The sequence below is a fragment of the Pacificibacter marinus genome (assembly GCF_018860505.1).
Classification (GTDB): Bacteria; Pseudomonadota; Alphaproteobacteria; order Rhodobacterales; family Rhodobacteraceae; genus Celeribacter; species Celeribacter marinus_B.
Genome location: NZ_JAHKPU010000017.1, coordinates 95,712 through 120,255, shown reverse-complemented (window position 1 = coordinate 120,255; position 24,544 = coordinate 95,712). Strand labels below are relative to the sequence as shown.

Sequence of the window (24,544 nt, the reverse complement as noted above, 5' to 3'; positions counted from 1 at the left end):
GATTTATTCCGCCTTGCCTGCAGCACCCGCCGGGGGGCCAGCAAACGTTTGCGCAAAGGGACCGATTGCGCACATATCAACCTCGATAAGATGCGGGCCATCTTTGCGCATCGCGGCCTCAAACACCGCCTCAAAGTCATCAATTTCGCTGACCTTGCTGTGCGGCATATCGATGGAGCCACAGAACATTTCAAAGTTGGGCGTGTGCAATGCACTGTAATGATGACGCGAGTCGTATTGCGCGTCTTGGATATTTTTGATCACGCCATAAGCTTGGTCATTCATCAAAATGTAGACCAACGGCGCCTTTTCTTCGACGGCTGTGATCATTTCCGCGATGCCAAGCATCGTGCCGCCATCGCCCAAAATCGTGACAGTTTTGGCGGTTTTACAGGCAAGCGCAGCCCCAATGCCCATAGAAACACCTTGGCCAATACCGCCGCCAAGCGCGTGAACACCATGACGTGGCTCAGAAAACCCAACATGGCGGTTGCCAAAGGTCGAATTGGAAATCGTCACATCGCGCACCCAAGGATGCCCGCCAGCAGGCAGCCGTTCTGCAAGGAAATCAGCGATATGGCGATAAGGCCCAAGCTGGTCGCGCAAGATGCCTTCGCTTTGCGCACGTGCCTTGGCGATGTCGAATTTCAATCCTGCATCGACAGCCAATGTGTCAGGCAAAAGCTCCAACAGACGCTCAAGCGTGCTGCAGGCATCGCCATGCACGAACTGTTCGACCGCATAATTGCGCCCCCCTTGCAAAGGATCAGCATCAATTTGAATAAGCGGGCGCGGCAAAGGCATATCATTATTACGCGTCTCGTTGCCTCGCAATCTGGACCCAACCACGATCATCAAATCGCAACTTTCATAGATCTCAACTGCTGCTGGCGTCATGTTAAAGGCCCCAAGATTTGCCGCCTCAGATTCGGGAACAACAGCACGCCCGTTTGTTGAACTGACAGCCCCAAAACCCCGGCGCACCAATTCGCGTGCCGGTGCGCAAGCTGCAATTGCACCACCGCCAAGCCATAGCATAGGACGGCGCGCAGATTTAACGCGTTCAGCCAATTCCTGCAGGGCTTCATCGCTCGCATATGGGCGCTGGACCAAAGGCGGATAGGCCCGTGCGCTACCTTGAATTGGGCCACGTTGCACATCCACAGGAATTTCAAGACTGACAGGGCCAGTTGGTGCAGACAATGCAGCCGAACACGCAGCCGTCATCGCTCCGATTGCACTTTGCGCATCCCACATGCGGAAAACAGCTTTAGACAATCCACGCAACATTTCGGGCTGGCGCGGCACATCATGGATCGCTGCACGATCACGGTCAGCAAATTCAAGATCGACCTGTGTGGTGATATGCAAAAGCTGCGTGCCTGCGGTCAGGGCTTCGGCCTGTGCGCCAGCCGCATTGCCAGCTGCGGTGCCTGTTGAAGTCAAACACACACCTAACTCGCCAGACACACGCGCAAATGCGTCTGCCATATTCATCGCACCCGCTTCGCCGCGCGCCGGCACAAACCGGATACGCCCTTGACGCGCCACAGCGTCAAGAATGGGCATATTATGGATAGAAATGACCCCGAAAATAGTAGAAACCCCGATGTCAGCTAGGTAGCCCGCGATAAAATCGCCAACAGTATCTGTTTGAAGCGTAGCGTCCATTTTCATTTTTATGATCCTCAAATGTAGCGCGAAAGCCCGCCGGAAACTTCCAGCTGCGCGCCTGTAATATAGCTTGCGGCCCGTGAGCCGAGAAATGCGATGGCGTGTGCGGCCTCTTGCGGGTCGCCCAAACGTCCAAGGGGGATGCCCTTACGCTTTGCAAGCGCGCCATACCATTCTTCGCGGCTGACACTTTTGTCTTCGCGTTCACCAAAGCGGCGTGTCCATTGGCCGGACCCAACGAGACCAAGTAAAATAGAATTCACGCGCACCGCTGGCGCCATTTCAACCGACAGACTTTTCAGCAGGTTTTGAACCCCTGCGCGTGCCGAAGACGTGCAAACCATGTGTGGTTCAGGTTGATAGGCCAGCAAAGAATTGACTGCAACAATCGCGCCACCTACCTCTTTCAGCATGGGTAAAAAAGCCCGCGCAGGAAGGATTTGACTGAACATTTTCAACTCGTATTCTTCGCGCCAATCATCATCAGACGTTTGCGCAAATGTAGAGACACGTCCCTGCCCTGCGTTGTTCACCAAAAGATCACAGCGGCCAAATTTGGCTTTCACGTCTTCGGCAAAAGCCGTTACAGCCTCGACGTCTAAAACGGAAAATGCTTTTGCCAAAATGCGATCAGCCCCAAAGTCACGCGCCAACACGGCGGCGACATCCATCAAGCGATTTTCATTACGGGCACAAAAAGCAACCTTTGCGCCATTGGCCAAAAGCAACTTAACAGTTTCCAAGCCAATGCCAGACGATCCGCCAGTCACAACGGCAACGCAGCCTTTATAATCATAGGTATTCATTATTTAATCTCTCCTGAAACCTGCGGCGCATATTCAGACCAGCCCGCATCGGGGCGTCCTTGCATCACGGCGCGCTGTGCGGCCGTGGGCGGGCCTGCCGTCATCCATTGGTCCATTGATTCAGGTACATCACGCGACCAAACCTTGGCTTCATGCGTGGCCTCATCAACCTGTTGCAACTCGGTTGTAAATTCAATGACGAACCCCGATGGGGACACGAAATAAGCGAACGGATTATCCCCAGGGCCATGACGTCCCGGACCCCAACTTGGCACGTGGCCTTTTTGCTTCATACGACCAATGGCGCGCATAAATTCGTCAATGCTGGGCACTTCGAACGCAACATGGTTCACCGACGCATAATGCGCACGCACCAATGCGATGGAATGATGATTGGAATTGCACCGCATAAACACCATTTGGTCTGCGGAATAATCCGAGGTGCGGAACCCTAAAACACGTTCCCACCACGCTTGGCGACCTTCAAGATCAGGCGTATTCAGCACAACATGGCTGACATTGCGCGGCATGGCCCATTCTTCGCGGTCGTCCAGTTCGCGTGCATCACTGCGAAAGCGCAGCCGGCGCATATCAGGGTCCAACATTTCAAACCCGTAACCACCGATCCAATCGTCAAACGCGGCAGGTGCCCCCAGCAGCGTTTCACCCATGCCTTTGACCTGCGCATAAAGCGCGTCAACATGAGCACAGTCATCCATTGCAAAATGCACGTATTCTATGCCAAAGACGTCACCTTCTTTTAGCCCGTAAAGGCAAGGCTCAGTACCTGTCCCACGTAAGTAGGCGATGCCATCGTCTTTATGCGCCAATGACAGCCCCCACATCCCCTCATAAAAAGGCAGCGTATCTGGCAGGCCCGGCCCGCGCATCACGATCCCACGCAGCGCTCCTACTCCGACAATCTCGTTCATAGTATTTCTCCGCTTGATGTCAGGCAGCGCGTCACAGCAGCTGCAAATTCTTTAGGACATTGTTGATAGGCGGCGTGTCCCGCGCCTGCGATGGATATCAATTGGCCGCGGACTGTATGGGGAAGTGCAGCATAGGCTTTGCGACTGTTTTCAGGCGGCGTGATCACGTCTTCGGCGCCAAAAATGACTGAAGTGGGAACCATGCAGGCCGATAAATCGTCCAAGAGTTTTCCGCCTGCCAAAAGACGCGCAGCTTGTCCGTATCCGGGCATCGAAACCTCAGCCATGTTGCGCAGAACAAAGTCCGCGACCTCGACGTTGTGTTCAGGTTCAAAGACCAGACGTCCCGCACGTGCAGCGGCAAACCCCTTTGGGCCGAGCCTTTCGAGATCGGTAATTCGCTTTTGAGATGAAGGTGACAAAACGCTGCCTTGCTCAATACCGTGGCCCAAAGCACAACAGGCTAAAATCATAGCCTCAAGCCGTTCGGGCGCACGCAGCGCAACCGACACAGCTGTAAGGCACCCCAAAGAATGCCCCAAAAGTGATACGCGATCTAAATCGAGCTGATCAAGAAACGCCAACAACGCATCTGAATAATCCGACGCCGCAGGCCAATCCATCGTCAAGGGAACTGAGTTCAAATACCCCGGAGCATTCCACGCAATGACGCGCCAATCCACAGGCAATTCCGTCAATAAACGCGAAAAAGATCCGGCGTTAGATCCGATACCATGCAAGCACACCACCACGGGGCCGTTGCCTTTGCGTTCAAGATAGGACAAGCCTTCTGATATGTGCTGTTCAAATCCCATCAGTGCCTCACTTGAACACAAAGCCGTTGTTGACGGGCAAAACCTGCCCTGTCAGGGTCAGCGCCCCTTCGGTCAACAAAAAGGCAATCACATCAGTGATTTCTTGGGGGCTTTGCGGTCCGGGAACGGCACTGCCCTCTTGATACAAACGATGGCGTGCTTCTGGCACGTATTCCGTACTTTCAGTGGTCAAAATGCCTGGAGCGACAGCTGTCACACCCACACGATCAGGGCCAAGTTCGCGAGCATAGGACCGCGTCATCGACATAACAGCGCCTTTTGATGCGGTGTATGCCATCAATCGTGGCGCACCCCAAAGTGCCGTGTCAGAAGCCACATTGACCACGCGCCCCGTTCCCGAGGCTTTCAACATTTCTGCGCAAGCCCGGATCATCAACCAAGTGCCACGCACATTGACCTGCATGACTTTGTCCCACACATCGATGTCGATTTCATCGTATGTGATCCCGCCAATCCCCGTGGCAATGGCACCGCAGTTAACGAGGCCGTCAAGCTTTCCGTCGCACAAGGCACTGACTTGATCTGCCAAACTGGTGATCGCAGCAGGGTCTGCAAGATCGACGGGAATAAACGTCGCACCCAGCCGCTTTGCTGTGGCGCGCCCTTCTGCTTCTAAAAGGTCGGCCAAAATAAGATGCGCGCCTTGGGCCGCAAGTTTATTGGCAATTTCTGCCCCCAACCCGCGTGCTGCGCCCGTCACTAGAATATGGCGGTTTTCCAAAATCATTCCGCAGCAGCCTTTTGTTCGGCATCAATTTGTTTTTTCGCGGCACGTGTCAGAATTTGGCGCAGACGGCTGACGCCAAGGTCGTGTTGGTACAACATTTCACGCTTGCGCGCATCGTCAGGCATACCCTCAAGCATGACGCGATCTTGTTCCAAAACATCCCAATGCGTCTGTTCCATTTTCGCGCGATATAAGAACCGCCAACTGTCTGCTGCAAAGCCTTCGACTTGGCGCATCCGCCAAAAGAACACTTTAGTTTTAAGCGGCCCCATTGGGCTTACGAACCCAATGATGCGGAACACACCACCCGGCCCAGCGGCTGTGGGGTACGGAATATCGAGAAAGCAAAACATGCCACCTGGGTGGACTTCGAATTCCGTCCAGTCAAAGTTTTCACCCGTTTGACCGAGACGGCTGACGCGGAAACCATCGTCTGTTTTGTTGAGCTCTAGAAGATCCTGTTTTGACCCAAAAGCAAGTGTAAAGCTTTCAGCGTGTAAATAGCATCCATGCATAGGATCAGCGAGATTATCCAATGCGTAGCGATAGTTACAATCCCAAACTGCCGTACACAAAAAGCCAGCCCAGGCTTCGTCGGTAAATTCATTGGGCAAGGTGAATTCAGGGGCTTTGGGTTGATCAACTGACGGCACATAAACGAAAACAGCGTCGTAATGTTCACAGGTTTCAAAGTGGTTCAATGCCTTACGCCCTTCAAGCGCACATTCAGGCATCGCAGGCACACGCTGCACAACACCTTCGCCATCAACGATCACACCGTGATACCGGCACCCGATATTGCCCTCATGAATTTTACCATATGATAGCGGCGCGCCGCGGTGTGGACAGAAATCTTCGATGCATTTGATCATGCCATCGTCGCCGCGCCACAGGACAATTTTTTCGCCCAGCAGCTGCGTGCCATAGGGAACATCTTTGCGAATTTCCACAGACTTTGCGACGGGGTACCACTGGCCACGTAAGCCTGTGTTTACACGCTCTTCAATCAGAGTTTTTTTATCGGTCATAGCGATGCCTTTCGACAAGAAATATCCAGGTCGGACGGCGCAAAACATGGTTGCGCCGTCCGTTCAATCAATGAGAATCTTTTGGTAAGTAATGCAGCGCACGCGCCTCTATGCGTTCTAAAACCATATACAAAACGCAGCCGATTACAGTCAGGATGCCGATTGCATTGAACACCATAGCAGCATTGGCTTGACCGCCACCGTAGGAGATCAGGTATCCAAGCCCTACGTTGCCGCCAACCAACTCGCCAACAGTGACCCCAATGACAGCAAGCGTGGACGCAATGCGTAACCCTGCCATAAGATTTGGAAGCGTCGATGGCATTTCAATTTTCACAAATATTTGCCAACGCGTTAAAGAATAGGCCCGCGCCAAATTAACCAAATCACGGTCAACCGTACGCATGGCTTGCAACACATTCACCAATACAGGGAAGAAGACGATCAAAACCGTCACAAGCAGTTTCGGCATGGAATTATAGCCGAACCACATGATAAACAGTGGCGCGAAAGCTACCTTTGGCGCGATTTGAAGCGCAAGGATGTATGGTGAAACAACCTTTTCCCAAAATGGCGACATACCAAGAAGGTATCCAATCGCCGCCCCCAATGCAGAGCCGATCACAAAGCCAAGGATCGTGAAAATTGCTGTAGACGCAGTGTGTGACAGCAACTTGTCAAACGCATACATGTTTTTAAGCTCGGCAAGACAGTCACTTAGCGTTGGAATAATGTAACGAGGTACATCCAACATGCCCGGCAAAACTTCCCACATGACAAGAACGACCACCAACAAACCAAATGACACATAAAGGTGTTTACTCTCACCCTTAACCTTGACCGCTTTCACGGGTTTGGGCTTAGATTCTGATGTTGAAGCAGCTACGGTCATTGTATAAACTCATTTGTGAAAAGATCTTCCACTGGAGTTGGATTGCGTACGATACCGCTTTGCACGTAGAAATCTTGAACAGTGCTCACCCGTTCCGCAGAGAACGTTCCAAGCGGGTGATCTTCAGCTTCGGCATATACTTTTTCGATATATGCACGCATGATCCCTTCGATTTCCGCTTCTTTGCCAGAGTGCTGCGGAACAAAAGAAACATAATCCATCGCAGCTTGGGCTGGGTCCGCTTTGATATCTTCAATCGCATGCAGGACAGCGCCAACAAAACCCGAAATCATTTCAGGGCGTTCTTCTATGGCTTTGTCAGATGCAAATATAGCCTGTGCCATCGCAGGGAAATATGTGTCAACGGGGACTTGCTGCATCTCAACGCCAGCACCTTCTACGGCTGCAATCCATTCTGGCACACCGGACATACCGTCGATGTCACCCGAGATTGAAAGCTGGATCACACCACCAGCACCGACAGCTTGAATGTCGACATCATCTTTTGTCAGACCGACTGAGGCCAAAACCCCCAAAAGGTTGTAATATGTGGTGTCTTGAAACGCGAGGACGCCAATAGATTTCCCTTCAAGATCTTCCGGTCCCGTAATGCCGCTATCAGTGCGCCACGCAAGTTGCGTCAAACCGCGCCCGCCAAGCAAAGCAACGCCTTTGATCTCCAAACCATTTGCACGTACGATGATAGGCGTATCACCGATACCACCACCAAGATCAGCATTCCCTACAGCAACTTGAGTGGCAACATCCGCACCACCTTTGCCAATCTGAAAGGTCACATCAAGTCCAGCATCTTCAAAGTAACCTTTGCCTTTGGCAATTTGGAACGGAGAAAAGGCAGGAAGGAAATCTGGTGCCGGAAAAAGGTAAGTCACTGCTTCGTTTGCATAGGCACCGACAGCACCCAATAGAACAGCAGTTGCGGTTGTCGCGGAGAGCAAAAAACGTCTCATATTCATTCCCTATTCTGTTGTCTTTAACCTTATCTAAAAGGCTTTTTCTTCAAGTTTGAGGTAGGAGAAAAGCTGCGCTGCATATTCGGAAACTTCCGGCAGATTGCGACGCTTAAGCGGTTCATCACGGTGGGGCAGATCGACTTTGATTTCTGCAATCACGGTTCCTGGCCGTTCAGAGAGCACCAAAATACGGTCCGACATAAGTACGGCTTCCGCCAAGTCATGAGTAATCAACAGTGTTGTCTTCTGTTGCTCGGCGATCACTTTTGAAAAACTGTTTTGCAAAAGCAGTTTAGTTTGCGCATCCAACGCAGAGAACGGTTCGTCCAGCAAAATAATCTCAGGATCGATTGCCAAAGTGCGGGCCAAAGCAGCCCGCTGACGCATTCCTCCGGACAGCTGATAGGGGTAATGCTGCTCAAAGCCGCCCAAATGACAGGCATTGAGCACTTCCATCGCCTTGGCGCGGCGCGCGGCGCGATTAAGCCCGCGCGATTCCAAGCCAAACTCGACATTACTGATGATATCCCGCCACGGCAAAAGCAAATCTTTTTGCAGCATGAAACCAACATGTGGATTTGGACCATCGACGCGTTCGCCGGAAACAGAAACTTCGCCTATCGACGGTTGGTACAGCCCCGCAGTCATACTTAGGATTGTAGATTTCCCACACCCGGACGGACCAACGACAGATACGAATTCGCCTTTTTCAACACGAAAATCGACATCTTTCACGGCCGTAAGCATTTCGCCCGAGTTGGATTGAAATTGTTTCGTTACATGTTTGAATTCAAGCGCCATAACCGCTTTCCTGATATGCTGCATCAAGGTCAGCATTTATTGCGGCCAATTCGTCGGCCAGCAAATCTGCCGTCCAATCCGAGCGACCAGACATTGGCGCATTAATACCTTTTTTTGTAAGCTCCGCGGCAAGGCCGGCTGGATCGGAAACACCCGCCCCGTAGATTTCCATCATCGCGTCAGCCAAAGCCATTTCGGCATCAGTAAAAACGCGACCACAAGACTGTCGTCCCAAGTCAGGACCTGAAGTGTCCTGTGCGCCTTGCAAAATCCGATTTCTAAATGCGTCCATCTTTGCCCCCTTATTTGTTGCGTTAGGTGATCTGCCAGAGTGCATTAATTGTTCTAATACGAACACCTTGTTCACAATAGGTCATTCAGTTGGCGGTGTGTCAAGCTTTTCTAGAGACAAAAATGATCGAAGAATGATTTTAGGGAGATCGATTAAAAATTATGCATCACCAAATTGACGTCACAATTGGCTTTGGTTTGATCTGCGCAAAGGCAACGAATATCCAATGATCATGAGCTTAACAGGGATTGGACAAAGTTTTCGCTTGGCCCAACAAAAACTGTTCAGTATTAGTTAAATCGTTCAAATATAAATAATTACATTCGGAGACACGCATGTCGACATCCTCAAGCGACATTACGGGCACAGGCAGTAAGGACACCGCCTATGATGTCCCCCCCGTGACGCGTGCTATCAACCTGTTGCGCTATATTGCTGCGGGAAACCGCTGCCGTAATATGTCGAAATCTGCCAGCGCGCTAAATATAAACCGCACAACCCTGATTCGCTTACTTCACACATTAGAACGTGAAGAAATGATCGAAACCGACCAAGACGGCGGCGGCTATATTCTATCTTATGGAATACTTGAATTGACGGCAAACATGCTCTCTGGACGCAATATTGTACGCCTCGCACGGCCCATCCTAACCAAGCTCGCTACAGAAATTGGCCTATCTGCGCATCTCGGAGTGCTGTCTGGTACGGAAGTTATCATTCTAGTGCGTGAAACACCAAATTCCCAACTTATCAGCAACATCCACGAAGGAAGCCGCCTGCCCGCGCACGCCACGGTAATGGGGCGGATCATGTTGGCTAATCTTCCATTTGAAGAAATTCAAAGCCTCTTTTCAAATAAGCCACTGGATGCCGTCACAGACAAGACTCCAACCACACTTGAAACGCTAAACGCGCAACTTGAAAAAGATCGCGCCCAAGGCTTGGCGTGGTCCGTTGCCTTTTTTGAAGATGGCATCGGGTCTTGTGCGGGGGCAGTCCTTGATCATGACAATCGTCCAGTGGGTGCCATAAGTGTATCTGGCCCTCAAACAGCTTTCGATTTAGGGTCTGAAAAACGTGATCAGATCGCTGCAGCTATCCAAGTCGCGTCTCAAAGGCTTTCTGCATTGATGGGACACAGTTGTTCGAATTGATTTTTTCAACATCACAGGACGGTTGTTTTTAAAACGTATCACCAGCCTCACCTAACAGCGCACGCCGTGATCGCCCGTCCCACCCCAGCAACTTGGAAATCCGTTGTCCTGTGGCCGCCAAGTCGTCACCCACCTCCGCGCGAAGTTGCTTTTCTGTTTCCACTGACTTTGGCGCAGTAACATTTATTGCAGCCACAATATCGCCAGTCATATCGCGCACAGCCGTGGCCCCTGAAACAATACTTGCTTCAAAGTCGCCAAAATGCACGACAACATCGCTTGCTCGATCTTGCGCTGCTTGTTCTAAAAGCCGCGCAAGCGCTGGCCCTTTGCCTTTTGTGCCTGCAACGAAATCATTTCGGTAAAGTGTAACCAAACTTTCATCACTCAGACCGGCCAATAGTATACGCCCCATTACAGTTCCTCGGGCAGGTAGGCGACTGCCGACCTGCACGATTGATGGATCACGTCGCGGCGACGGCACACGCAGCACATACAGAACCGCTGAGCCATCAAGCACCCCCATATGCGATGACCAACCGGTTCTTTCACGCAGTCTTTCCAGTTCAGGCTGTGCAATCTCTACGATTTCCCGTGTCGCGACATAGCCATAGGAGAGGCGCAAGATCGCAGGACCAAGCACATAACGCTGCGCACGATCATCATGCAGAAGATAGCCGCCTTCGGTTAAAGTATAAACGGTCCGAAACGCTGCGGATCGCGTAACCCCAAGGGCCTCGGCAATTTCACCAAGTGTATAAGACGTGCGTTCTGGTGTGAACAACGTAATGACAGCCAGCCCACGCTGCAGTCCCGGCACGAGATATCGATCTGAGGATTTGTGACCAGTCAAAGTTTCATCTCCTTTAATAACAGCGCTGAGTATCAAGAAAGCCTTACCTTAACAGGTTAACCCTTAGGACGACTGTTTTGCCAGTAAAATGGCGCATGCCATACAAAATACAATGGCTGTATTCATATTTCAGACGATAACGATGTCAAATACACAATGAGGACCACGCACATGACAACTCAAATAAAAGATACTGCAAACCTGTCCGACGCGCTCATCGCAAATACTGGCCGCTTCACCGACAAGAAATTTGATTGGAAAGCCTTCCCTTCGAATGTAGGCTACGAAGACCTCGCCCGTGCGCAAATGCGTTACATCGGGGCTGGCGGTTCACCTAAAGTTGGCGACACATCCACGCTGAAACCCGATAGCTTTACCTTATCCTTGATCTACAAAGAACCGGGCCGTTACGCTGCCTGCCATAGCCACGAAATCGAAGAAAGCTTTCTCATTATCGATGGCGCATTGATTGTTGGATGGGAAAAAGACGGCGAAGTTGTTGAGGTGAACCTTGGCCCTAAAGACATGATCCTCAACGCTCGCGAAATCGGACATGGCTTCCGCGTTGATGGCGTCGAGCCTGTTATGATGTCTATTTCGGTTGATGTCGGCAAACCACTGCCCCCCGTGTACCACTATCACCCCAAAGACTGCGCGCCCGAATTGGCCCGCACATTTGGCGCGGAACCTGGCAACACTCTGCCATTCGACCCAAAAGGCGATCACCCAATGCAAAAGCTGATGGCGAAATATGTTGTGCGCCATTCTGAGCTTGAAACCCATTGGGAAGACGCAGGCTTTACGCGTAAAATCTATTGCGGCCCCGGCGGCGTCGAATCCGACACTTGCCGCAAAGAAATGTTGGGCATCCCGTCTCGCGTTGGCGTCAAAGCCTTTACTCGCGATGTCGAAGACGCATTTTTTGTTCTCGAAGGCTCACTTGTTGTCGGCTGGGAAGAAGACGGTGAAACTGTAGAAGTTGAACTAGGTCCACGCGACTTGGTTAAAACCCCAGCGGGCCGTAAACATTGGTTCCGCAACAATGGCGCGAGTGCAGCCACAGTTTGGTATGTTATTGGCTCTGCCGAACCTGAAAATATAACATTTGAAGCACTTTGAGTTTTCAAAACCTCTGATGATGAAATGAAAGCGCGCCGCAGGATCATCCTGCGGCGCGCTTTAAATTTGGAATGCTATGATCCCCAAAAACGTCAGTTTAAATCCGCAGTCACCATCATTTCTACGCGCATACCAGGAGCAACCAACCCTGCGACTACAAGACTAGCTCGATTGGGAAACGGCGCTTTGAAATATCGGCTATAGACGGCATCGACTGGGGCCATATCAGCCACATCCAGCAAAAATATTTGGACCTGCATTACATTGGCCAAAGATCCGCCAGCCTCTTCTAATACGGCTTGTAGATTGCGGATGGTCAATGCGGCCTGTTCTTCAATACTCGCTCGTAAAATGCTGCCATCGGGCAGCACAGGGCCATGCGTTGTGTAGACAATGCCACGCGATTTCACACCCCAGGAAAACGGTTGTCCCGGATTTGGAAGCCCCCCTGTTAAAATCACTTTCATGCCGTTTCCTTTCTCATAGCTTCAAGCCCGCGATACCAACGATGACAACTGTCCACGAGACTCAGGTGTGTACCAAAATGGTTTGTATCCTCCGTATGAAAGCGAACATTATCGTTGCCTTCTAGAGCCGCCCGCGCGGCCTCATTTGAACCGCGTACACGCTCGGAATCCTGTTCGCCCCATGTGAAATCCATCGGCATATGCAAGTTACCGAGCCAAGCCAAAGGACTGGCCTCCCAATCTTGCGACGGATCTTGGAGCACCATTTCATAAACACGCGCCTCTAAACTACCTTCGGCGGCCCCTTCAGAGCGCAAATCAAGAATGGCACTGATCGGCAGACATCCCTTTAGCGCATCTTTTTCCAACCCGTATTTTGTACATAGATCAGGACGCAAAGCGATCTGACTGGCAAGATGCCCCCCAGCAGAGTGTCCCGACAAAAAGACGCGATCAGGGTTGCCGCCATATTGCGCGATACGCGCACGAATTTCGACAATCGCAGTGACCACATCCTCGATGAAAACAGGATAACGATGCGCAGGAGCAAGCCTATAGTTTGGCGTGACAAGCAAACACGATTGCGAGGTCACGCCCGGTGCCATAAAGCCTGACCATTCTTTATATCCGTTCGTCCAACCGCCCCCGTGTAAAAAGACCAAGACATCCAAGCCTTCGCCAGAATCTTCTGGTGCAAAGACATCGAATTTTTCCCAGCTTTGCGAACCAAAAGTTTGGTCACGATACTCTTTCACACCTGGCCACGGTCCGGATGAAGCAGCGATAGCTTGCGCAGCATAAAGAGCAGCTGCATGAAACGGCAGTGGCATTTGCGATGGTAAATTAAAGGTCATGATATCTCGCATGTATTATGTGTCGTAAGTCCCGCGGCATCCGCCGCAGACGATCGATAAATGGTATCCTGTTTCCTCATGTGCATCACTGATATCCAAAGTGATGCGGCAGGAACAAGATGATCTCAGGCACCAAAGTCAGCAGTAAAAGTAGCGCTATCAGCGCCATAAAGAAGGGCACGACAGCTTTGAAAATCTTTTGAATTGGCACCCCCGTCAGGGACGCAAGCACAAACAGAACAAGGCCGTATGGTGGCGTAATAAGCCCGATCATAAAGTTAATGATAACCACGACCCCAAAATATGTCAGATCAATCCCAAGCGCACGCGCTGTCGGCAACAACAACGGGATAAACACCAGCAAAATCACTGACCCATCTAGGAAGCAGCCCAAAAGCAAAAGCAAAACATTGACCGACAGCATGAAAGTCATTGGCGACATGTTCAAAGCTTCGATCAGCATCACCAAAGCGCCAGCCAAGCCTTCGTTTGCAATCGCATAGTTCACCACAAAGGCGCTCGCGATGAGCAGCATTGTAGACCCCGTTTGGCGCACAGATTCCTCGAATGAGGCGATCAACGTGCCAGCCTTCAAACTGCGCAAAATCACCACACCGATTATCATAGCCCAAAGCGCAGCAATCGCAGCGGCTTCTGTCGGGCTAAACCAGCCGGTCCAAATGCCACCCAACAACACAACAGGCAGTGTCATCGGAATACTTGCACGTCCGAAAATTGGGACAGCATCCGTAAATGCTACCTTTTCCCCAGCGGGCAAACCATGGCGTTTGGCCACGATTGCGACAGTCGCCATCACAGCCAACCCCATCATGAGGCCCGGTATGATCCCAGCCAAAAACAGCCCACCAACAGATGCGCCAGACAGCATCGCGTAAATAACCAACGGAATAGACGGAGGTATCACAGGAGCTATAACTGCACCGGCGGCAGCAACTGCAACAGCCAGCTCGCCTGGAAATTTGCCAATTTTTCGCATCATTCGAATAGAAACAATACCGGGTCCAGCAGCATCAGTCACAGCAGAGCCGCTCATCGATGAAAAGATGATGCTGACCAAAACTGTTACGTGCCCAGTGCCGCCGCGAAACCGCCCCATCAATACATCAGCCGCCGCCCAAAGGCGTTCGCTGATCCCCGCCGCATTCATGATATTGGCAGCTAGAATAAACATAGGGATCGCAACCAAGACATAAATGCCCGTAATCTGCCCCATAACCTGCCCCGCCAAAAGTCCAACATCTTGGCCCGTCGCGAGAAAATAAAGCGCGCCAGCGGTAAACATCGACAATGCCAAAGGCAGACGTAAAATTGCGCCCGACACAAAGCTGAGCAACAAAATCCAAAGTCCGTAAGTCATGAGTGCTCCTGTGGAATGGCTTCGAGATCGATCAGCGCCTGACGCCACTCACCAAAAGCAAGTCGCAAGAACAGGATCAAAAGTCGCAATATCATCGCGATCAAGAATACCGCGAAAATCGCATAGACCTGATCAAGCGGGATAAGCAGCATGTCCGTTGTCGAGATGTTCATAAAGAGAATGTAATCGATGATCCCGTAAATTGATGCCGCGAACACCGCGATAAACAAGAGCGCCCCCACCATCACAACGATCCGTTGGGCTGTTGGTGAAAAGAGGCGATAAATCACATCAAAGGAAATATATTCAGAAAAACTAAGCACAAAGGCAGCGGTCCAAAATACCAGCCAAGCCGCCAGCAGTGTTACAGCCTCGTCCACCCATGTCTGCGGCATTCCCAAAAGGTGTCGCATCGCGATACCGTATATAAATAGCGCAAAAAGCAGGAACATTCCTGCGGTCGCTATATGAGTAGCAAGGCGCGAACACCATTGCGTTAAGGTCGTCATCATTGGGGGTCCTTAGTTCATTGAGTAAAAGAGTAAGCCCGAGCATTATTATACTCGGGCCCAAGTGCTTATTTTATGGTCGCGACAGCTTCGGCAAGACCTGGCATCCAATCATCCGTTAGGCCAGTGGCCTCATATTTTTCCCAAACGGCGTCACGAAACAGCTCAGTGTCAACTTCGGTAATCGTCAAACCGGCCTCAACAAAGGTTTCGATAGCTGCAGCTTCGTCAGACCGCGTTCCCTCGATTTCCATATCAGCAGCTTCACGCGCCAAGACTCGCAATGTCGCTTGCTGCTCATCACTCAACTCCTCGTAAGCGCCTTTGCTAATCGCGATGAATACCGGCTGGATCAAGTGCTTGGTCAATATCACCTGCTTCGTTTGCTCGTGGAATTTCCAATCGCGTGTGAGGCTTGTCGGGTTATCTTGCCCGTCAATCGCTCCAGTTTTCAAAGCAAGATACACTTCGGTGATTGGCATAGACACAGGCGTCGCGCCAAGTGCCGAGGCGAGTGTTTGAAACGCGGGACCGGGAGGCATGCGCATTTTCACGCCATTCAAATCTGCAGGGGTATTCACGTCGCGCACAGCACCAAGGTTGAATGTGCGAGTTCCAAGATAGGCAGTGTCCAAAATGACAACGCCTGTTTTTTCTTCAACGTCTTTATAGAATTGCTCACCAATTTCGCTGCGAAAGGCATCAATCATGTGCTGACTGTCACGGAAGAGATATGCACCTCCCAGAATACCGTATTCTGGAAGCTGTTGTTCAATTTCAAACGTAACCGGCGAAGCCATCTCTAAATTGCCGCGGATCAACGCTGGGAACTCCGTGCCCTGCTTAAAAAGTGAGCTGGAATGATGCACTGACATATCAATATCATCGGGATAGGCAGCCTCCATTCCTTCTGCGATATGTTCAAAGGCAACGGTAAGAGGCGAACCGCCCGGAGCCGCGGTAGAAATCCGGATCTCTATTTCTGCAACTGCTGGCACCGTCAGTCCCAGCACTACGGCAGCTGCAGCAGTCATCGTTTTAAAGTTAGTCATCAATATTTTCTCCGTGTTGGCATTGTTTTTGTTATATTTTTATACTCACAACAGATCAGAAACATCATCACGAGCACCCCAGCCACACAAGTTTGCACCTCTCGGTCGCCCCTTGGACTTAAGGATTCAAGTGTCGCAACCATGAAGAATCTCTGTGCAACTTTATTGTTTACATAAATTACTATTGATTTTATAAAATATATAAATCAATCGGAAATATTGAAAATTTCATGGAATACACAAAGACCGCCTATGATTTAATCAGAGCTGACATCTTGCTTGGCGCACTCAAGCCGGGCGAGCGGCTCCGCGTTGTAGACCTGAATGCACGCTACAAATCTGGCCTAACGCCGATCCGCGAGGCGTTGGTTCGCCTGAGCTCCGAAGGCCTCGTTGAAGCCGAAGCCAACCGAGGTGCAAAAGTACGCAACGCATCTTTGGAGGAATTGCAAGATATTACAGAGACACGGATCGACATAGAAACATGGTGCCTTACCCGTGCAATCGAACGGGGGGATGACGAATGGGAAGCAGAAATAGTCCGCAGCCTGCACTTGCTGTCACGCGCGCCGACGCCAAGCACAGAGGACGACCAAGAAAGTGCTGCGCATTGGGAAATGCTGCACCGTCAATTCCATTATGCGCTTGTGGCTGCCTGCGGGTCAGAGTGGAAGCTGAAAATCTGGAACATGTTAATGGACCATTCTGAACGCTATCGGAACCTTCGCTTGCTCAACAACTTTCGTGCAGAATCCAAAGTTAAAAAAATGGACGCTGAACATGCAGCTATCGCAACGGCAGTCATTAACCGTGACACCGATAAAGCCGTAGAGTTGATAGGCAAACACCTGTCAGCGACCAAGCTTGCCGCTGAGCGACTTATTCAGAAGCAGATTAAGGACGCCAAACTCCCTTAAGTGCGAGCGACATCAATCAACCACAAGGACAAACAGCATGACGGTATTAATTACAGGCGCCGGATTATTGGGCCAAGAAGTGGCAAAACGCCTTTCTGAACGTGGTGAGAGCCTTGTTCTGGTGGACATTCGTCAACCAAAAAACTTTCCAGAAGACCTTCCGGGAATGCGCTTTGTCGAGCTTGATGTCACCGACGCCAAATCGCTCTTTGCCATAGCACATGAAACTGGCGTTAATCAGATCATTCACACAGCTGCCGTTTTGTCCAACGGATTGCGCGCCAATCCCTTGTTAGGGCTAAAAGTCAACCTTATGGGCACGGCCAATATCCTTGAATTGGCACGAACCATTCAAGCCAGGCGCACAGTCACGATCAGCTCCGCCACTGTTGTCTATTCTGGTTTTGGTGCCTTTGATGACACCCCCATTCCCGAAGACGCCTCGCTTCGCATGCTGTCTGATCGCCCCAAAAGTCTCTACGCAGCGACCAAAGTGGCCGGCGAAAACCTCGGGATGCTATACCGCGACCTTTATGGCGTTAGTCACGTGTCTTTGCGTCTTGCCGCCGTTATCGGTGGCGATGCAACTGCGCCTAGCAGCGTTCCTGGGCAGTTGTTAGCCACATTAGTCACTGCCGCAAAGTCTGGGAAGCACTGCGCGCTCGACAACCCTCTTTTTCATTGGGGCGGCACGGAAGAATTCGTCGATCTGCGCGATTGCGCTGATGCCGTTATTGCTGCACTTGATGCGGATGATCCGAAACTAGGCACCTATACGATTGCACATTCTAAGCTGTGGACCCTGTCAGATGTCGTCAACAGCGTGGAACGCATATTCGGAGAATTCACTTGCGACTTACCTAATGGGGTGACGACTGGCTTTGCAGGTTTCCCCTTTCAACGTCCCGCCGCGAGCGACACATCAGCATCCGAGCACGAGTTAGGGTTTCGCTGCAAACACGACCTTAACGACACGCTCACCTATTGGTTCACATCATGAATTGATTTTGCTTGCTTCAACTTGGTCTTGTCACGGTTTCGTGCGTCTCCAAAGTAAAGTATTTAATGGTTGCGGGGATTAGGCCGTTATTCTCCAGCGACATCTACCCGCGTAAAACCGCAGCATCGCGCTCTGTAAACACCCTTGAGTAACTGCTCCCGCTGATACGCTCCCATCAGTGTCGGCTATAAATTCCCATTCTGGGTCGAATTGCATCATATGTGCGCCTCCGGTTTTGCGATGTCAGAGACAGAATTTCCGACATGAGTGATCCAAATAAGACCACGATCCGTAAGCACTATAACCAGCCTGTCGTTGGACGCATTGTCAAAAGGCACCGTTGAAACACATATTTGGATGACATCTTATGAAACTTTGTCTCGCTGCCTTCGCCTTATTTATTGCCTTGCCAGCGGTTGCTGACGTGCGTGTTCAGTTCGTCGAAGGGGCACCCAAGGACGCATTTATTATTACGAACCAAGGCACCTGCAATATCGGCCCCGCCGAATTGGTCATAGACTTTGCAGCCACGAACGCGGGCCTGATCTTTGACGTGAGCGCTGCAGGTGAAGGCGTTGAGGTATTTCAACCGTTTGAAATAACCGAGGGTGCGGACCTGTTGACCAGCCAGCCGACCATCACAGATGGCGACCAAACTGCGACGTTTTCTATCGCGTCGCTTGGCCTTGGCCAGAAAATCGCGTTCACGATTGACGTGGACGACACAAATGGAACGCGTGAAATCACGGTGTCTGACGAAGAGATCAACGGCGCGCAAATATCTCTAAATGCGAGCGGAAAACAAACCACTGCAGTTCTTGCTGCAAATGCTGAAGCAATGCTGACGGTTGGCGGGTGCGAGTCTTGAAGTCACTGGAAAATATGGCGCAGCGATGAAGCTGCGTTTGGTACTTGGCGATCAGTTATCGCACACGATTTCTAGCCTACGGGATGCCACAAAGGAAGATATGATTTTGATGTGCGAAGTCCGACAAGAGGCGACCTACGTCAAACATCACAAAAAGAAGATCGTGTTCCTGTTTTCTGCGATGCGTCACTTCGCGGCGTCGCTCTCGACGAAAGGGTTCAATGTCCACTACGTAAAATATGACGATCCCGCGAACACAGGCTCCATTCGTGGCGAAGTCGGGCGGCTGGCAGATCAGCGCGGCATTTCCGAGATTATCGTTACCGCAGCGAATGAATACCGTGTGCTCGAGGATATGAAGCAATGGGCAAACGCCCTGACCCTGCCCGTGGCGATCCGACCTGACGACCGTTTCTTGTGCTCAACTGAGGAATTTGCCGCGTGGGCTGAAGGGCGCAAACAGTTTCGCATGGAGTATTTCTACCGCGAGATGCGCAAGAAGCATGCGATCCTAATGACGGATGACGGCCCCATCGGCGGGCAATGGAATTACGATGAAAGCAATCGCAAATCGCCCCCCAAAGACTTGACCGTACCCGACACGTTTCACATAGATATCGATGACATCACCCAAGACGTGATCGACCTTGTATCGCAACATTTTTCCGACCACTTTGGTGACATTGCCCCATTCCACTTTGCTGTGACGCGTGATGCCGCGTTGCAAGCCTTGGATCTGTTCGTCTATGCGCGGTTGCGCCTATTCGGTGACTATCAAGACGCGATGGTGCAAAACGAGCCATGGATGTTCCACAGTCATATCGGGCTTTACCTCAACTGCGGTCTTCTCGCGCCTCTTGAGTGTATTGCTCGCGCTGAAGCGGCCTATCACGACGGCAGTGCGCCATTAAATGCTGTTGAGGGGTTTATTCGTCAAATTTTGGGGTGGCGTGAATATGTGCGCGGCATCTACTGGATCAAAATGCCAGACTATAAGGCGATGAATTTCCTTGAGGCCAAACGCGCTTTGCCCGAATTTTACTGGACCGCCGACACGAAAATGAATTGCATGCGCCAGTGCATTACCGAGACAAAGCAAAACGCTTACGCCCACCATATCCAACGTTTGATGGTGCTGGGAAATTTCGCATTGATCGCAGGTTTGGACCCTGATCAGGTCAATGACTGGTATCTTTTGGTCTATGCCGACGCCTACGAATGGGTAGAGCTACCTAACGTCAGCGGCATGATCTTGTTCGCAGATGGCGGCATCATGGGGTCCAAACCCTATGCGGCAAGCGGCACCTATATTAACAAAATGTCGAACTATTGCGGGTCTTGCAGTTATAAACACACGGTGAAAAATGGCCCCAAAGCCTGCCCGTTTAACTACCTTTACTGGGACTTTATTGACCGCAACGCAGACAAGCTGCGCGGCAATCCAAGGATGGGGTTCATGTACCAAAGCCTTGATCGCATGACGGATGAAAAACGACACGAGATCCAGGTAGACACTGACAGGTTTTTCAAAGAAATCGCGCCACATGAAAAAAGCTAACCTAACGTAAAAGACCTGCCCGTCTGCATGCGCCCCTTCAGTTGGCGTAAGAAATGGAAAATGGTGTGGGACGATGTGCGCTATTGCTTCGCCAAATGTAGCAATACTCGAAAATTCACAAAAAATGACAGCCGTTTTTTCAGCCCCCAGCCTCGCTAAAAACGCATTTATCCGTATGGCAAAACCGTCATCAAATACGGTCAGCAGCAGGAGCATTTGGAGTTCTTTGATCGTGGCTAATTAATATTCATGATCTGCGCCGTTTGATGGCAACCGCTTTCATCTGCTCGTATACTTAAAGGCCGCCATTGTGCTCGCCCCAATGGCTTTCTCCGGCGGATGATCATGCCAGACGGTCTTGGGATCATCACCGACCAGCCTGCATCTATGGCGAGCCATCAGCTGCATCGCAGCCCACAAACACAAAAGCCTGCGCAAACCTTATGAATGCGTCTATTCATCAATGAAAACTGTGTGCCAGAGTTAATCATGCTCATCGTTCAGTCAGATATCTGTATGACACTTTAAACCTGGGTGGTGTTCATTTTATCACCCATATAGCTCCTGCGTAGAGCATCATGCCGTGGCCCAGCAAAGCATGGCGTTGCCCGCCTATTGTCAAATCACCACACTTAAAGACAGCCAATAAATCAAGTCTTCATCCGTCAAATTTACAAAAGAAATCCATCAAAAATAATTGACCTGCAAAATACCTATCCGGAACACAAAGCCCTTATGATGATCGACACTACAAAATTTATGACCTGCTTGATGGCAACTAAATGGGGCTACGCGAGATAAAAGACGATGGGCGCGCGCCTGAGGATACCTCGCGCACTGCATCCCAATGCTATGAAACACCCCTTGGCTAAGTGGATTGGCTCTGCTGAACGCTGCTGAAAGAGAGATGCTTTTCATTTCAGAAATAGGGGACGGTCACACCGTCAGCATACCCTGCTTACAACACGAAAATCTCAATATCCCAATGACCCGCATTTTTTAGCGACAGAATTTCCCCAATCTGGGCCAGTAGATCAAAGACAGTCAAAAGGATCCACGACACGCACACTGCCAATGCTCCTACAGACAAATTGTTCGAATCCTGTGGATTTCTCAACAGTCTGTTTTGTTTTGTCCCAAACTGCGCTTAATAAAAGAGTCGGACACTATTTCAGGAGAACCGACATGCCCAAAAAAACAAACAATATCAATACAGAATCACTCCACAAGCTGAAAGATCAGCTGGCTTCATTACAGGCTAAACCTAAGACGCTCTTCAGCACTCGCGAAGCGATCGCTGAGCTTGAGGCCGCCATTCGCAGTGCCCTTGACCTTGGATATAACCTTTTGGACATCGCAGAAATGCTGGAGAAAGAAGGCCTGAATATCGCACCGAGCACGCTTTCTACATATCTGCGCGAGCTCGCAAAAAAACAAAAGCCGAAGAAAAAATCGAACAAAACAGAAAATAAAAAAGCCGCCCAGCAACCTGCAAAGCAGACGCAGCCTGCCTCCGCAGAACAGACTGCAGACAGTGAACAAAAATTCATTTCCTCACCCTTTAAGCAGCTAAACGAAGCAGATGATTTTATTGAGCTGCAGGCCACTCCCTTTAAAGGCCTTCCAACATCGAGGAGGCCCTCCGATGGCTAAAGTTGGTGATGGAAAAAAACGTTCCTCGAACCGCCAACAGCACGACACGATGTCGCTGCGGGTGCATAAGCATGAAAAACAAACATTCGCAAAGATCGCGGAGCAACAGGGATATCCTACACTTTCGGCATGGCACCGTGATCAGTTGCACGCGACTGGCGATATGTGCTTGCGGCGTCGGCAAATGATCGTTGGTGAACTTGGACAAATTGGTGCCAGCATTGTTGCGCTTGCAGCTCAAAGTCAGAACGCATCCCCCGACGAGACCCACGCGCTGGCAAGGCTGCTTACAAAACGTATTCATCATTTACAGCGCGACATCATGAAAGAGGTTACCGATGTTGGCAAAAAAGATTCCTAATCGACCCTGCCAGCAAGGGAAGCAGGCCAGCTTTAGAGCAAGGATTAGATACGTCTGCGCAAACAACGTCACAGTCAATCTGTCAAATTTGGCTGGCGACTGGCATGACGCTGCATTCCAAATGGATATCGCGGCGCAATTGAATCCGCGCGTCAAAGGGCCTGCATATCATTTCATGGTCTCCTGCGCCGAGACGGAGACCCCAAGCGATGAAGAACTGATCGATGCGGGGCATCGTATCATCTATGAACTGGGAGCTGACACGCATCAATATGTTCTTGTAGTTCACTTCAATACATCAGGTAAACATTTGCATGGAGTGCTGAATAAGGTTCATCCGATCACAGGGGCAACATTGTCGCTTGGCCACGATTACGCGCGGCTTGAAAAAGTGTGTCGCCAGATTGAATATGAAATGGGCTGGCCACAAGATCGCGGACGGTTTGATTGCGAAATCTTCGATGGTGAGGTTCATCTTATTCCTAAACCAGCGGAGCATTGGGAGAAGAAAAAAGCGGACCGAAAGGCAGGGTTGCGACCGGATGGACGCGCGATCCGAGGCCATGAACAACGGACAGGCCTGCCTGCACTGCGTGATGCGGTGTCCCCACACGACTGGACGGATATACGCCACGATCTTGATGCTGCAACAGACTGGCAAGATGTCCACGCAGCTCTGGCCAACCATGGGCTACGTTATAGCCTTCATCGCAGCGGCGCGAGGATCACACGTATGTTAGAAAAATGGGCGATGGCGGCAAGCCAACTTGGCACGGCTTACGGCTTGGCCCAGATGCAAAAACGCCTTGGAAAATATGTTCCGAAACTTGGATCCTCGAAAACGACAGAGAGTAAAGATCCAACACTCACGAGCGCACTCGCGGGTCGGTTTACGCGTCCCTTGCAGACTATAGTTGCGCAAGCGGTAGAGCAAAAACGCCGCCGCCGACATCATCGCACCGGATTGCGGCGCCTATCAGTTCAACACGCAACGGAAAAATGTCAATTACAGCAGATGCTCTCTGGCAACAGCAATACCGTCACGCACACACTGCGGGCCGTGATGCGTGAACAGCATCGCGTCCAAAAGAACGATTGGTTGAGAGAAAACCCTAGACCGTCGCCCCCTCAAACCGACATGAAAGCCGCTCTCATCAAATTGATCCCAAGCGAAATGGAGTTGCGTAAATACCGGCATGTCATTCGCAAATTGATGTCAAATGCTGAGCCCCCCTCCAAATCTGATCGTTACCTCGACCACACAGAAATGCGTCAGGCATGGGCTCTGTCTCCCCTGCGCAATGAACAAGAGCATCCTGAATGGAGCCAGCATATCCTAGCGTCGTATCCAGACGACATCCGCAGCGATACAGATGGCAATATGCTTTTGGCACGCCGCAGCGATCATGGCAGCATCGTGGGGTTCGATGGTTTTAATGTTGAGGCACTCAAAGAAATCAACCCAACTCATGAAACCAGGGGCGAAGGCATCAACTTGCTCGGACCTCGCGATGCCAAAAATGTTGTCGTGGTTGAGAATATCAAATCTGCATTGTCTCAAGCCGCCACATCGGCGGACACCTCCACGTTGATTGTTGCAGTGGGAATGCCGCTCACTCCCAAAACGGAATATCTGCTTAAGGACGTGGTTCAAGACCGAGACTGTGAGATCGCAATAAAATATCAGCAGGACAATGCGGAAAGCCAAACACGATTGAATAGGTTGTTACCACACGCATCGTATCGCACCCTGTCTAAAGATGCCCCGCGTGACGGCAATCACGAGACATATTTGCCAACACCAGATACGCCTTAAGCGCCAGCTGCCTATAGAGCAAT

The 24,544-nt window shown here is 50.9% G+C and carries 26 protein-coding genes; 10 read left to right on the top strand and 16 right to left on the bottom strand.

Going from position 1 to position 24,544, the window contains the following annotated elements:
* Positions 1–3: 3 nt before the first annotated feature.
* The 10 genes from KO503_RS03830 to KO503_RS03785 form a co-directional block, all read right to left on the bottom strand.
* Positions 4–1,677 (bottom strand): thiamine pyrophosphate-binding protein, encoded by a 1,674-nt coding sequence (locus KO503_RS03830; protein ID WP_215990252.1) that lies wholly within the window; start codon positions 1,675–1,677, stop codon positions 4–6.
* An 11-nt stretch (positions 1,678–1,688) separates the two neighbouring features.
* Positions 1,689–2,480: an SDR family oxidoreductase gene (locus KO503_RS03825; protein ID WP_215990251.1), complete on the bottom strand. Its 792-nt coding sequence runs from the start codon at positions 2,478–2,480 to the stop codon at positions 1,689–1,691.
* Positions 2,480–3,412 carry a VOC family protein gene (locus KO503_RS03820; RefSeq protein WP_215990250.1) on the bottom strand — a complete coding sequence of 311 codons (933 nt, stop codon included), beginning with the start codon at positions 3,410–3,412 and terminating at the stop codon, positions 2,480–2,482. The genes KO503_RS03825 and KO503_RS03820 overlap by 1 nt, the downstream gene beginning before the upstream one ends.
* Positions 3,409–4,227: an alpha/beta fold hydrolase gene (locus tag KO503_RS03815; RefSeq protein ID WP_215990249.1), complete on the bottom strand. Its 819-nt coding sequence runs from the start codon at positions 4,225–4,227 to the stop codon at positions 3,409–3,411. Before KO503_RS03815 ends, KO503_RS03820 begins: the two co-directional genes overlap by 4 nt.
* 7 nt (positions 4,228–4,234) lie before the next feature.
* On the bottom strand, positions 4,235–4,975 hold the full coding sequence (locus tag KO503_RS03810; RefSeq protein ID WP_215990248.1) for an SDR family oxidoreductase: 741 nt from the start codon (positions 4,973–4,975) through the stop codon (positions 4,235–4,237).
* On the bottom strand, positions 4,972–6,003 hold the full coding sequence (locus KO503_RS03805) for an aromatic ring-hydroxylating oxygenase subunit alpha (RefSeq protein WP_215990247.1): 1,032 nt from the start codon (positions 6,001–6,003) through the stop codon (positions 4,972–4,974). The genes KO503_RS03810 and KO503_RS03805 overlap by 4 nt, the downstream gene beginning before the upstream one ends.
* A gap of 67 nt (positions 6,004–6,070) precedes the next feature.
* The gene (locus KO503_RS03800; protein ID WP_215990246.1) at positions 6,071–6,895 is read right to left on the bottom strand and encodes an ABC transporter permease; all 825 of its coding nucleotides are present in this window, start codon (positions 6,893–6,895) and stop codon (positions 6,071–6,073) included.
* Positions 6,892–7,866 carry an ABC transporter substrate-binding protein gene (locus tag KO503_RS03795; RefSeq protein WP_215990245.1) on the bottom strand — a complete coding sequence of 325 codons (975 nt, stop codon included), beginning with the start codon at positions 7,864–7,866 and terminating at the stop codon, positions 6,892–6,894. The genes KO503_RS03800 and KO503_RS03795 overlap by 4 nt, the downstream gene beginning before the upstream one ends.
* A gap of 33 nt (positions 7,867–7,899) precedes the next feature.
* Positions 7,900–8,670, bottom strand: coding sequence for an ABC transporter ATP-binding protein (locus tag KO503_RS03790; RefSeq protein WP_215990244.1), 771 nt, complete (start codon positions 8,668–8,670; stop codon positions 7,900–7,902).
* Entirely contained in the window at positions 8,660–8,962 is a 303-nt protein-coding gene (locus KO503_RS03785; protein ID WP_215990243.1) for a recombinase-like helix-turn-helix domain-containing protein, read from the bottom strand. The genes KO503_RS03790 and KO503_RS03785 overlap by 11 nt, the downstream gene beginning before the upstream one ends.
* A 335-nt stretch (positions 8,963–9,297) precedes the next feature.
* Here KO503_RS03785 and KO503_RS03780 point away from each other — a divergent pair, with 335 nt between their 5' ends.
* Positions 9,298–10,116, top strand: a complete 819-nt coding sequence (locus KO503_RS03780) for an IclR family transcriptional regulator (protein ID WP_215990242.1) — start codon at positions 9,298–9,300, stop codon at positions 10,114–10,116.
* A 28-nt stretch (positions 10,117–10,144) separates the two neighbouring features.
* Here the strand turns inward: KO503_RS03780 and KO503_RS03775 are convergent, their stop codons facing one another.
* The gene (locus tag KO503_RS03775) at positions 10,145–10,969 is read right to left on the bottom strand and encodes an IclR family transcriptional regulator (RefSeq protein ID WP_215990241.1); all 825 of its coding nucleotides are present in this window, start codon (positions 10,967–10,969) and stop codon (positions 10,145–10,147) included.
* Between the two features lie 171 nt (positions 10,970–11,140).
* On the opposite strand from KO503_RS03775, the gene KO503_RS03770 reads away from it, so the two are divergent.
* Positions 11,141–12,088, top strand: a complete 948-nt coding sequence (locus KO503_RS03770; RefSeq protein WP_215990240.1) for a cupin domain-containing protein — start codon at positions 11,141–11,143, stop codon at positions 12,086–12,088.
* Between the two features lie 92 nt (positions 12,089–12,180).
* On the opposite strand, the gene KO503_RS03765 is transcribed toward KO503_RS03770, so the two are convergent.
* From KO503_RS03765 to dctP, 5 genes are all read right to left on the bottom strand, one after another.
* Positions 12,181–12,555 carry a RidA family protein gene (locus KO503_RS03765; RefSeq protein WP_215990239.1) on the bottom strand — a complete coding sequence of 125 codons (375 nt, stop codon included), beginning with the start codon at positions 12,553–12,555 and terminating at the stop codon, positions 12,181–12,183.
* Complete coding sequence (locus KO503_RS03760; protein ID WP_215990238.1) at positions 12,552–13,409, bottom strand: alpha/beta hydrolase; 858 nt, start codon at positions 13,407–13,409, stop codon at positions 12,552–12,554. Before KO503_RS03760 ends, KO503_RS03765 begins: the two co-directional genes overlap by 4 nt.
* Before the next feature lie 85 nt (positions 13,410–13,494).
* Positions 13,495–14,787, bottom strand: coding sequence for a TRAP transporter large permease (locus KO503_RS03755; protein WP_215990237.1), 1,293 nt, complete (start codon positions 14,785–14,787; stop codon positions 13,495–13,497).
* The gene (locus tag KO503_RS03750) at positions 14,784–15,299 is read right to left on the bottom strand and encodes a TRAP transporter small permease (protein ID WP_215990236.1); all 516 of its coding nucleotides are present in this window, start codon (positions 15,297–15,299) and stop codon (positions 14,784–14,786) included. Before KO503_RS03750 ends, KO503_RS03755 begins: the two co-directional genes overlap by 4 nt.
* A 65-nt stretch (positions 15,300–15,364) precedes the next feature.
* On the bottom strand, positions 15,365–16,348 hold the full coding sequence (dctP, locus tag KO503_RS03745) for a TRAP transporter substrate-binding protein DctP (RefSeq protein WP_215990235.1): 984 nt from the start codon (positions 16,346–16,348) through the stop codon (positions 15,365–15,367).
* A 230-nt stretch (positions 16,349–16,578) separates the two neighbouring features.
* Between dctP and KO503_RS03740 the strand changes: the two genes are divergently transcribed.
* The 8 genes from KO503_RS03740 (at position 16,579) to KO503_RS03705 (ending at position 24,521) form a co-directional block, all read left to right on the top strand.
* Positions 16,579–17,265, top strand: a complete 687-nt coding sequence (locus KO503_RS03740) for a GntR family transcriptional regulator (RefSeq protein WP_215990234.1) — start codon at positions 16,579–16,581, stop codon at positions 17,263–17,265.
* Between the two features lie 37 nt (positions 17,266–17,302).
* Positions 17,303–18,265 (top strand): NAD-dependent epimerase/dehydratase family protein, encoded by a 963-nt coding sequence (locus KO503_RS03735; protein ID WP_215990233.1) that lies wholly within the window; start codon positions 17,303–17,305, stop codon positions 18,263–18,265.
* Between the two features lie 367 nt (positions 18,266–18,632).
* The gene (locus KO503_RS03730; RefSeq protein ID WP_215990232.1) at positions 18,633–19,133 is read left to right on the top strand and encodes an aggregation factor core; all 501 of its coding nucleotides are present in this window, start codon (positions 18,633–18,635) and stop codon (positions 19,131–19,133) included.
* 25 nt (positions 19,134–19,158) lie between these two features.
* Complete coding sequence (locus KO503_RS03725) at positions 19,159–20,691, top strand: cryptochrome/photolyase family protein (protein ID WP_215990231.1); 1,533 nt, start codon at positions 19,159–19,161, stop codon at positions 20,689–20,691.
* Between the two features lie 15 nt (positions 20,692–20,706).
* Positions 20,707–20,850 carry a DUF2256 domain-containing protein gene (locus KO503_RS03720; protein ID WP_436836506.1) on the top strand — a complete coding sequence of 48 codons (144 nt, stop codon included), beginning with the start codon at positions 20,707–20,709 and terminating at the stop codon, positions 20,848–20,850.
* Positions 20,851–21,876: 1,026 nt separating this feature from the next.
* Positions 21,877–22,344: a hypothetical protein gene (locus KO503_RS03715; RefSeq protein ID WP_215990229.1), complete on the top strand. Its 468-nt coding sequence runs from the start codon at positions 21,877–21,879 to the stop codon at positions 22,342–22,344.
* The gene (locus KO503_RS03710; protein ID WP_215990228.1) at positions 22,337–22,705 is read left to right on the top strand and encodes a hypothetical protein; all 369 of its coding nucleotides are present in this window, start codon (positions 22,337–22,339) and stop codon (positions 22,703–22,705) included. Before KO503_RS03715 ends, KO503_RS03710 begins: the two co-directional genes overlap by 8 nt.
* Positions 22,683–24,521 (top strand): relaxase/mobilization nuclease domain-containing protein, encoded by a 1,839-nt coding sequence (locus tag KO503_RS03705; protein ID WP_215990227.1) that lies wholly within the window; start codon positions 22,683–22,685, stop codon positions 24,519–24,521. Before KO503_RS03710 ends, KO503_RS03705 begins: the two co-directional genes overlap by 23 nt.
* Positions 24,522–24,544: the final 23 nt, after the last annotated feature.

Excerpts from the sequence above, each read along its gene's own strand:
- KO503_RS03710 (WP_215990228.1), top strand. The coding sequence starts at position 22,337 with ATGGCTAAAGTTGGTGATGGAAAAAAACGTTCCTCGAACCGCCAACAG.
- KO503_RS03705 (WP_215990227.1), top strand. The coding sequence starts at position 22,683 with ATGTTGGCAAAAAAGATTCCTAATCGACCCTGCCAGCAAGGGAAGCAG.
- KO503_RS03800 (WP_215990246.1), bottom strand. The coding sequence starts at position 6,895 with ATGACCGTAGCTGCTTCAACATCAGAATCTAAGCCCAAACCCGTGAAA.
- KO503_RS03725 (WP_215990231.1), top strand. The coding sequence starts at position 19,159 with ATGAAGCTGCGTTTGGTACTTGGCGATCAGTTATCGCACACGATTTCT.
- dctP (WP_215990235.1), bottom strand. The coding sequence starts at position 16,348 with ATGACTAACTTTAAAACGATGACTGCTGCAGCTGCCGTAGTGCTGGGA.
- KO503_RS03780 (WP_215990242.1), top strand. The coding sequence starts at position 9,298 with ATGTCGACATCCTCAAGCGACATTACGGGCACAGGCAGTAAGGACACC.
- KO503_RS03730 (WP_215990232.1), top strand. The coding sequence starts at position 18,633 with ATGAAACTTTGTCTCGCTGCCTTCGCCTTATTTATTGCCTTGCCAGCG.
- KO503_RS03815 (WP_215990249.1), bottom strand. The coding sequence starts at position 4,227 with ATGGGATTTGAACAGCACATATCAGAAGGCTTGTCCTATCTTGAACGC.
- KO503_RS03790 (WP_215990244.1), bottom strand. The coding sequence starts at position 8,670 with ATGGCGCTTGAATTCAAACATGTAACGAAACAATTTCAATCCAACTCG.
- KO503_RS03765 (WP_215990239.1), bottom strand. The coding sequence starts at position 12,555 with ATGAAAGTGATTTTAACAGGGGGGCTTCCAAATCCGGGACAACCGTTT.
- KO503_RS03715 (WP_215990229.1), top strand. The coding sequence starts at position 21,877 with ATGCCCAAAAAAACAAACAATATCAATACAGAATCACTCCACAAGCTG.
- KO503_RS03750 (WP_215990236.1), bottom strand. The coding sequence starts at position 15,299 with ATGATGACGACCTTAACGCAATGGTGTTCGCGCCTTGCTACTCATATA.
- KO503_RS03825 (WP_215990251.1), bottom strand. The coding sequence starts at position 2,480 with ATGAATACCTATGATTATAAAGGCTGCGTTGCCGTTGTGACTGGCGGA.
- KO503_RS03820 (WP_215990250.1), bottom strand. The coding sequence starts at position 3,412 with ATGAACGAGATTGTCGGAGTAGGAGCGCTGCGTGGGATCGTGATGCGC.
- KO503_RS03740 (WP_215990234.1), top strand. The coding sequence starts at position 16,579 with ATGGAATACACAAAGACCGCCTATGATTTAATCAGAGCTGACATCTTG.
- KO503_RS03830 (WP_215990252.1), bottom strand. The coding sequence starts at position 1,677 with ATGAAAATGGACGCTACGCTTCAAACAGATACTGTTGGCGATTTTATC.
- KO503_RS03770 (WP_215990240.1), top strand. The coding sequence starts at position 11,141 with ATGACAACTCAAATAAAAGATACTGCAAACCTGTCCGACGCGCTCATC.
- KO503_RS03810 (WP_215990248.1), bottom strand. The coding sequence starts at position 4,975 with ATGATTTTGGAAAACCGCCATATTCTAGTGACGGGCGCAGCACGCGGG.
- KO503_RS03760 (WP_215990238.1), bottom strand. The coding sequence starts at position 13,409 with ATGACCTTTAATTTACCATCGCAAATGCCACTGCCGTTTCATGCAGCT.
- KO503_RS03795 (WP_215990245.1), bottom strand. The coding sequence starts at position 7,866 with ATGAGACGTTTTTTGCTCTCCGCGACAACCGCAACTGCTGTTCTATTG.
- KO503_RS03755 (WP_215990237.1), bottom strand. The coding sequence starts at position 14,787 with ATGACTTACGGACTTTGGATTTTGTTGCTCAGCTTTGTGTCGGGCGCA.
- KO503_RS03785 (WP_215990243.1), bottom strand. The coding sequence starts at position 8,962 with ATGGACGCATTTAGAAATCGGATTTTGCAAGGCGCACAGGACACTTCA.
- KO503_RS03805 (WP_215990247.1), bottom strand. The coding sequence starts at position 6,003 with ATGACCGATAAAAAAACTCTGATTGAAGAGCGTGTAAACACAGGCTTA.
- KO503_RS03735 (WP_215990233.1), top strand. The coding sequence starts at position 17,303 with ATGACGGTATTAATTACAGGCGCCGGATTATTGGGCCAAGAAGTGGCA.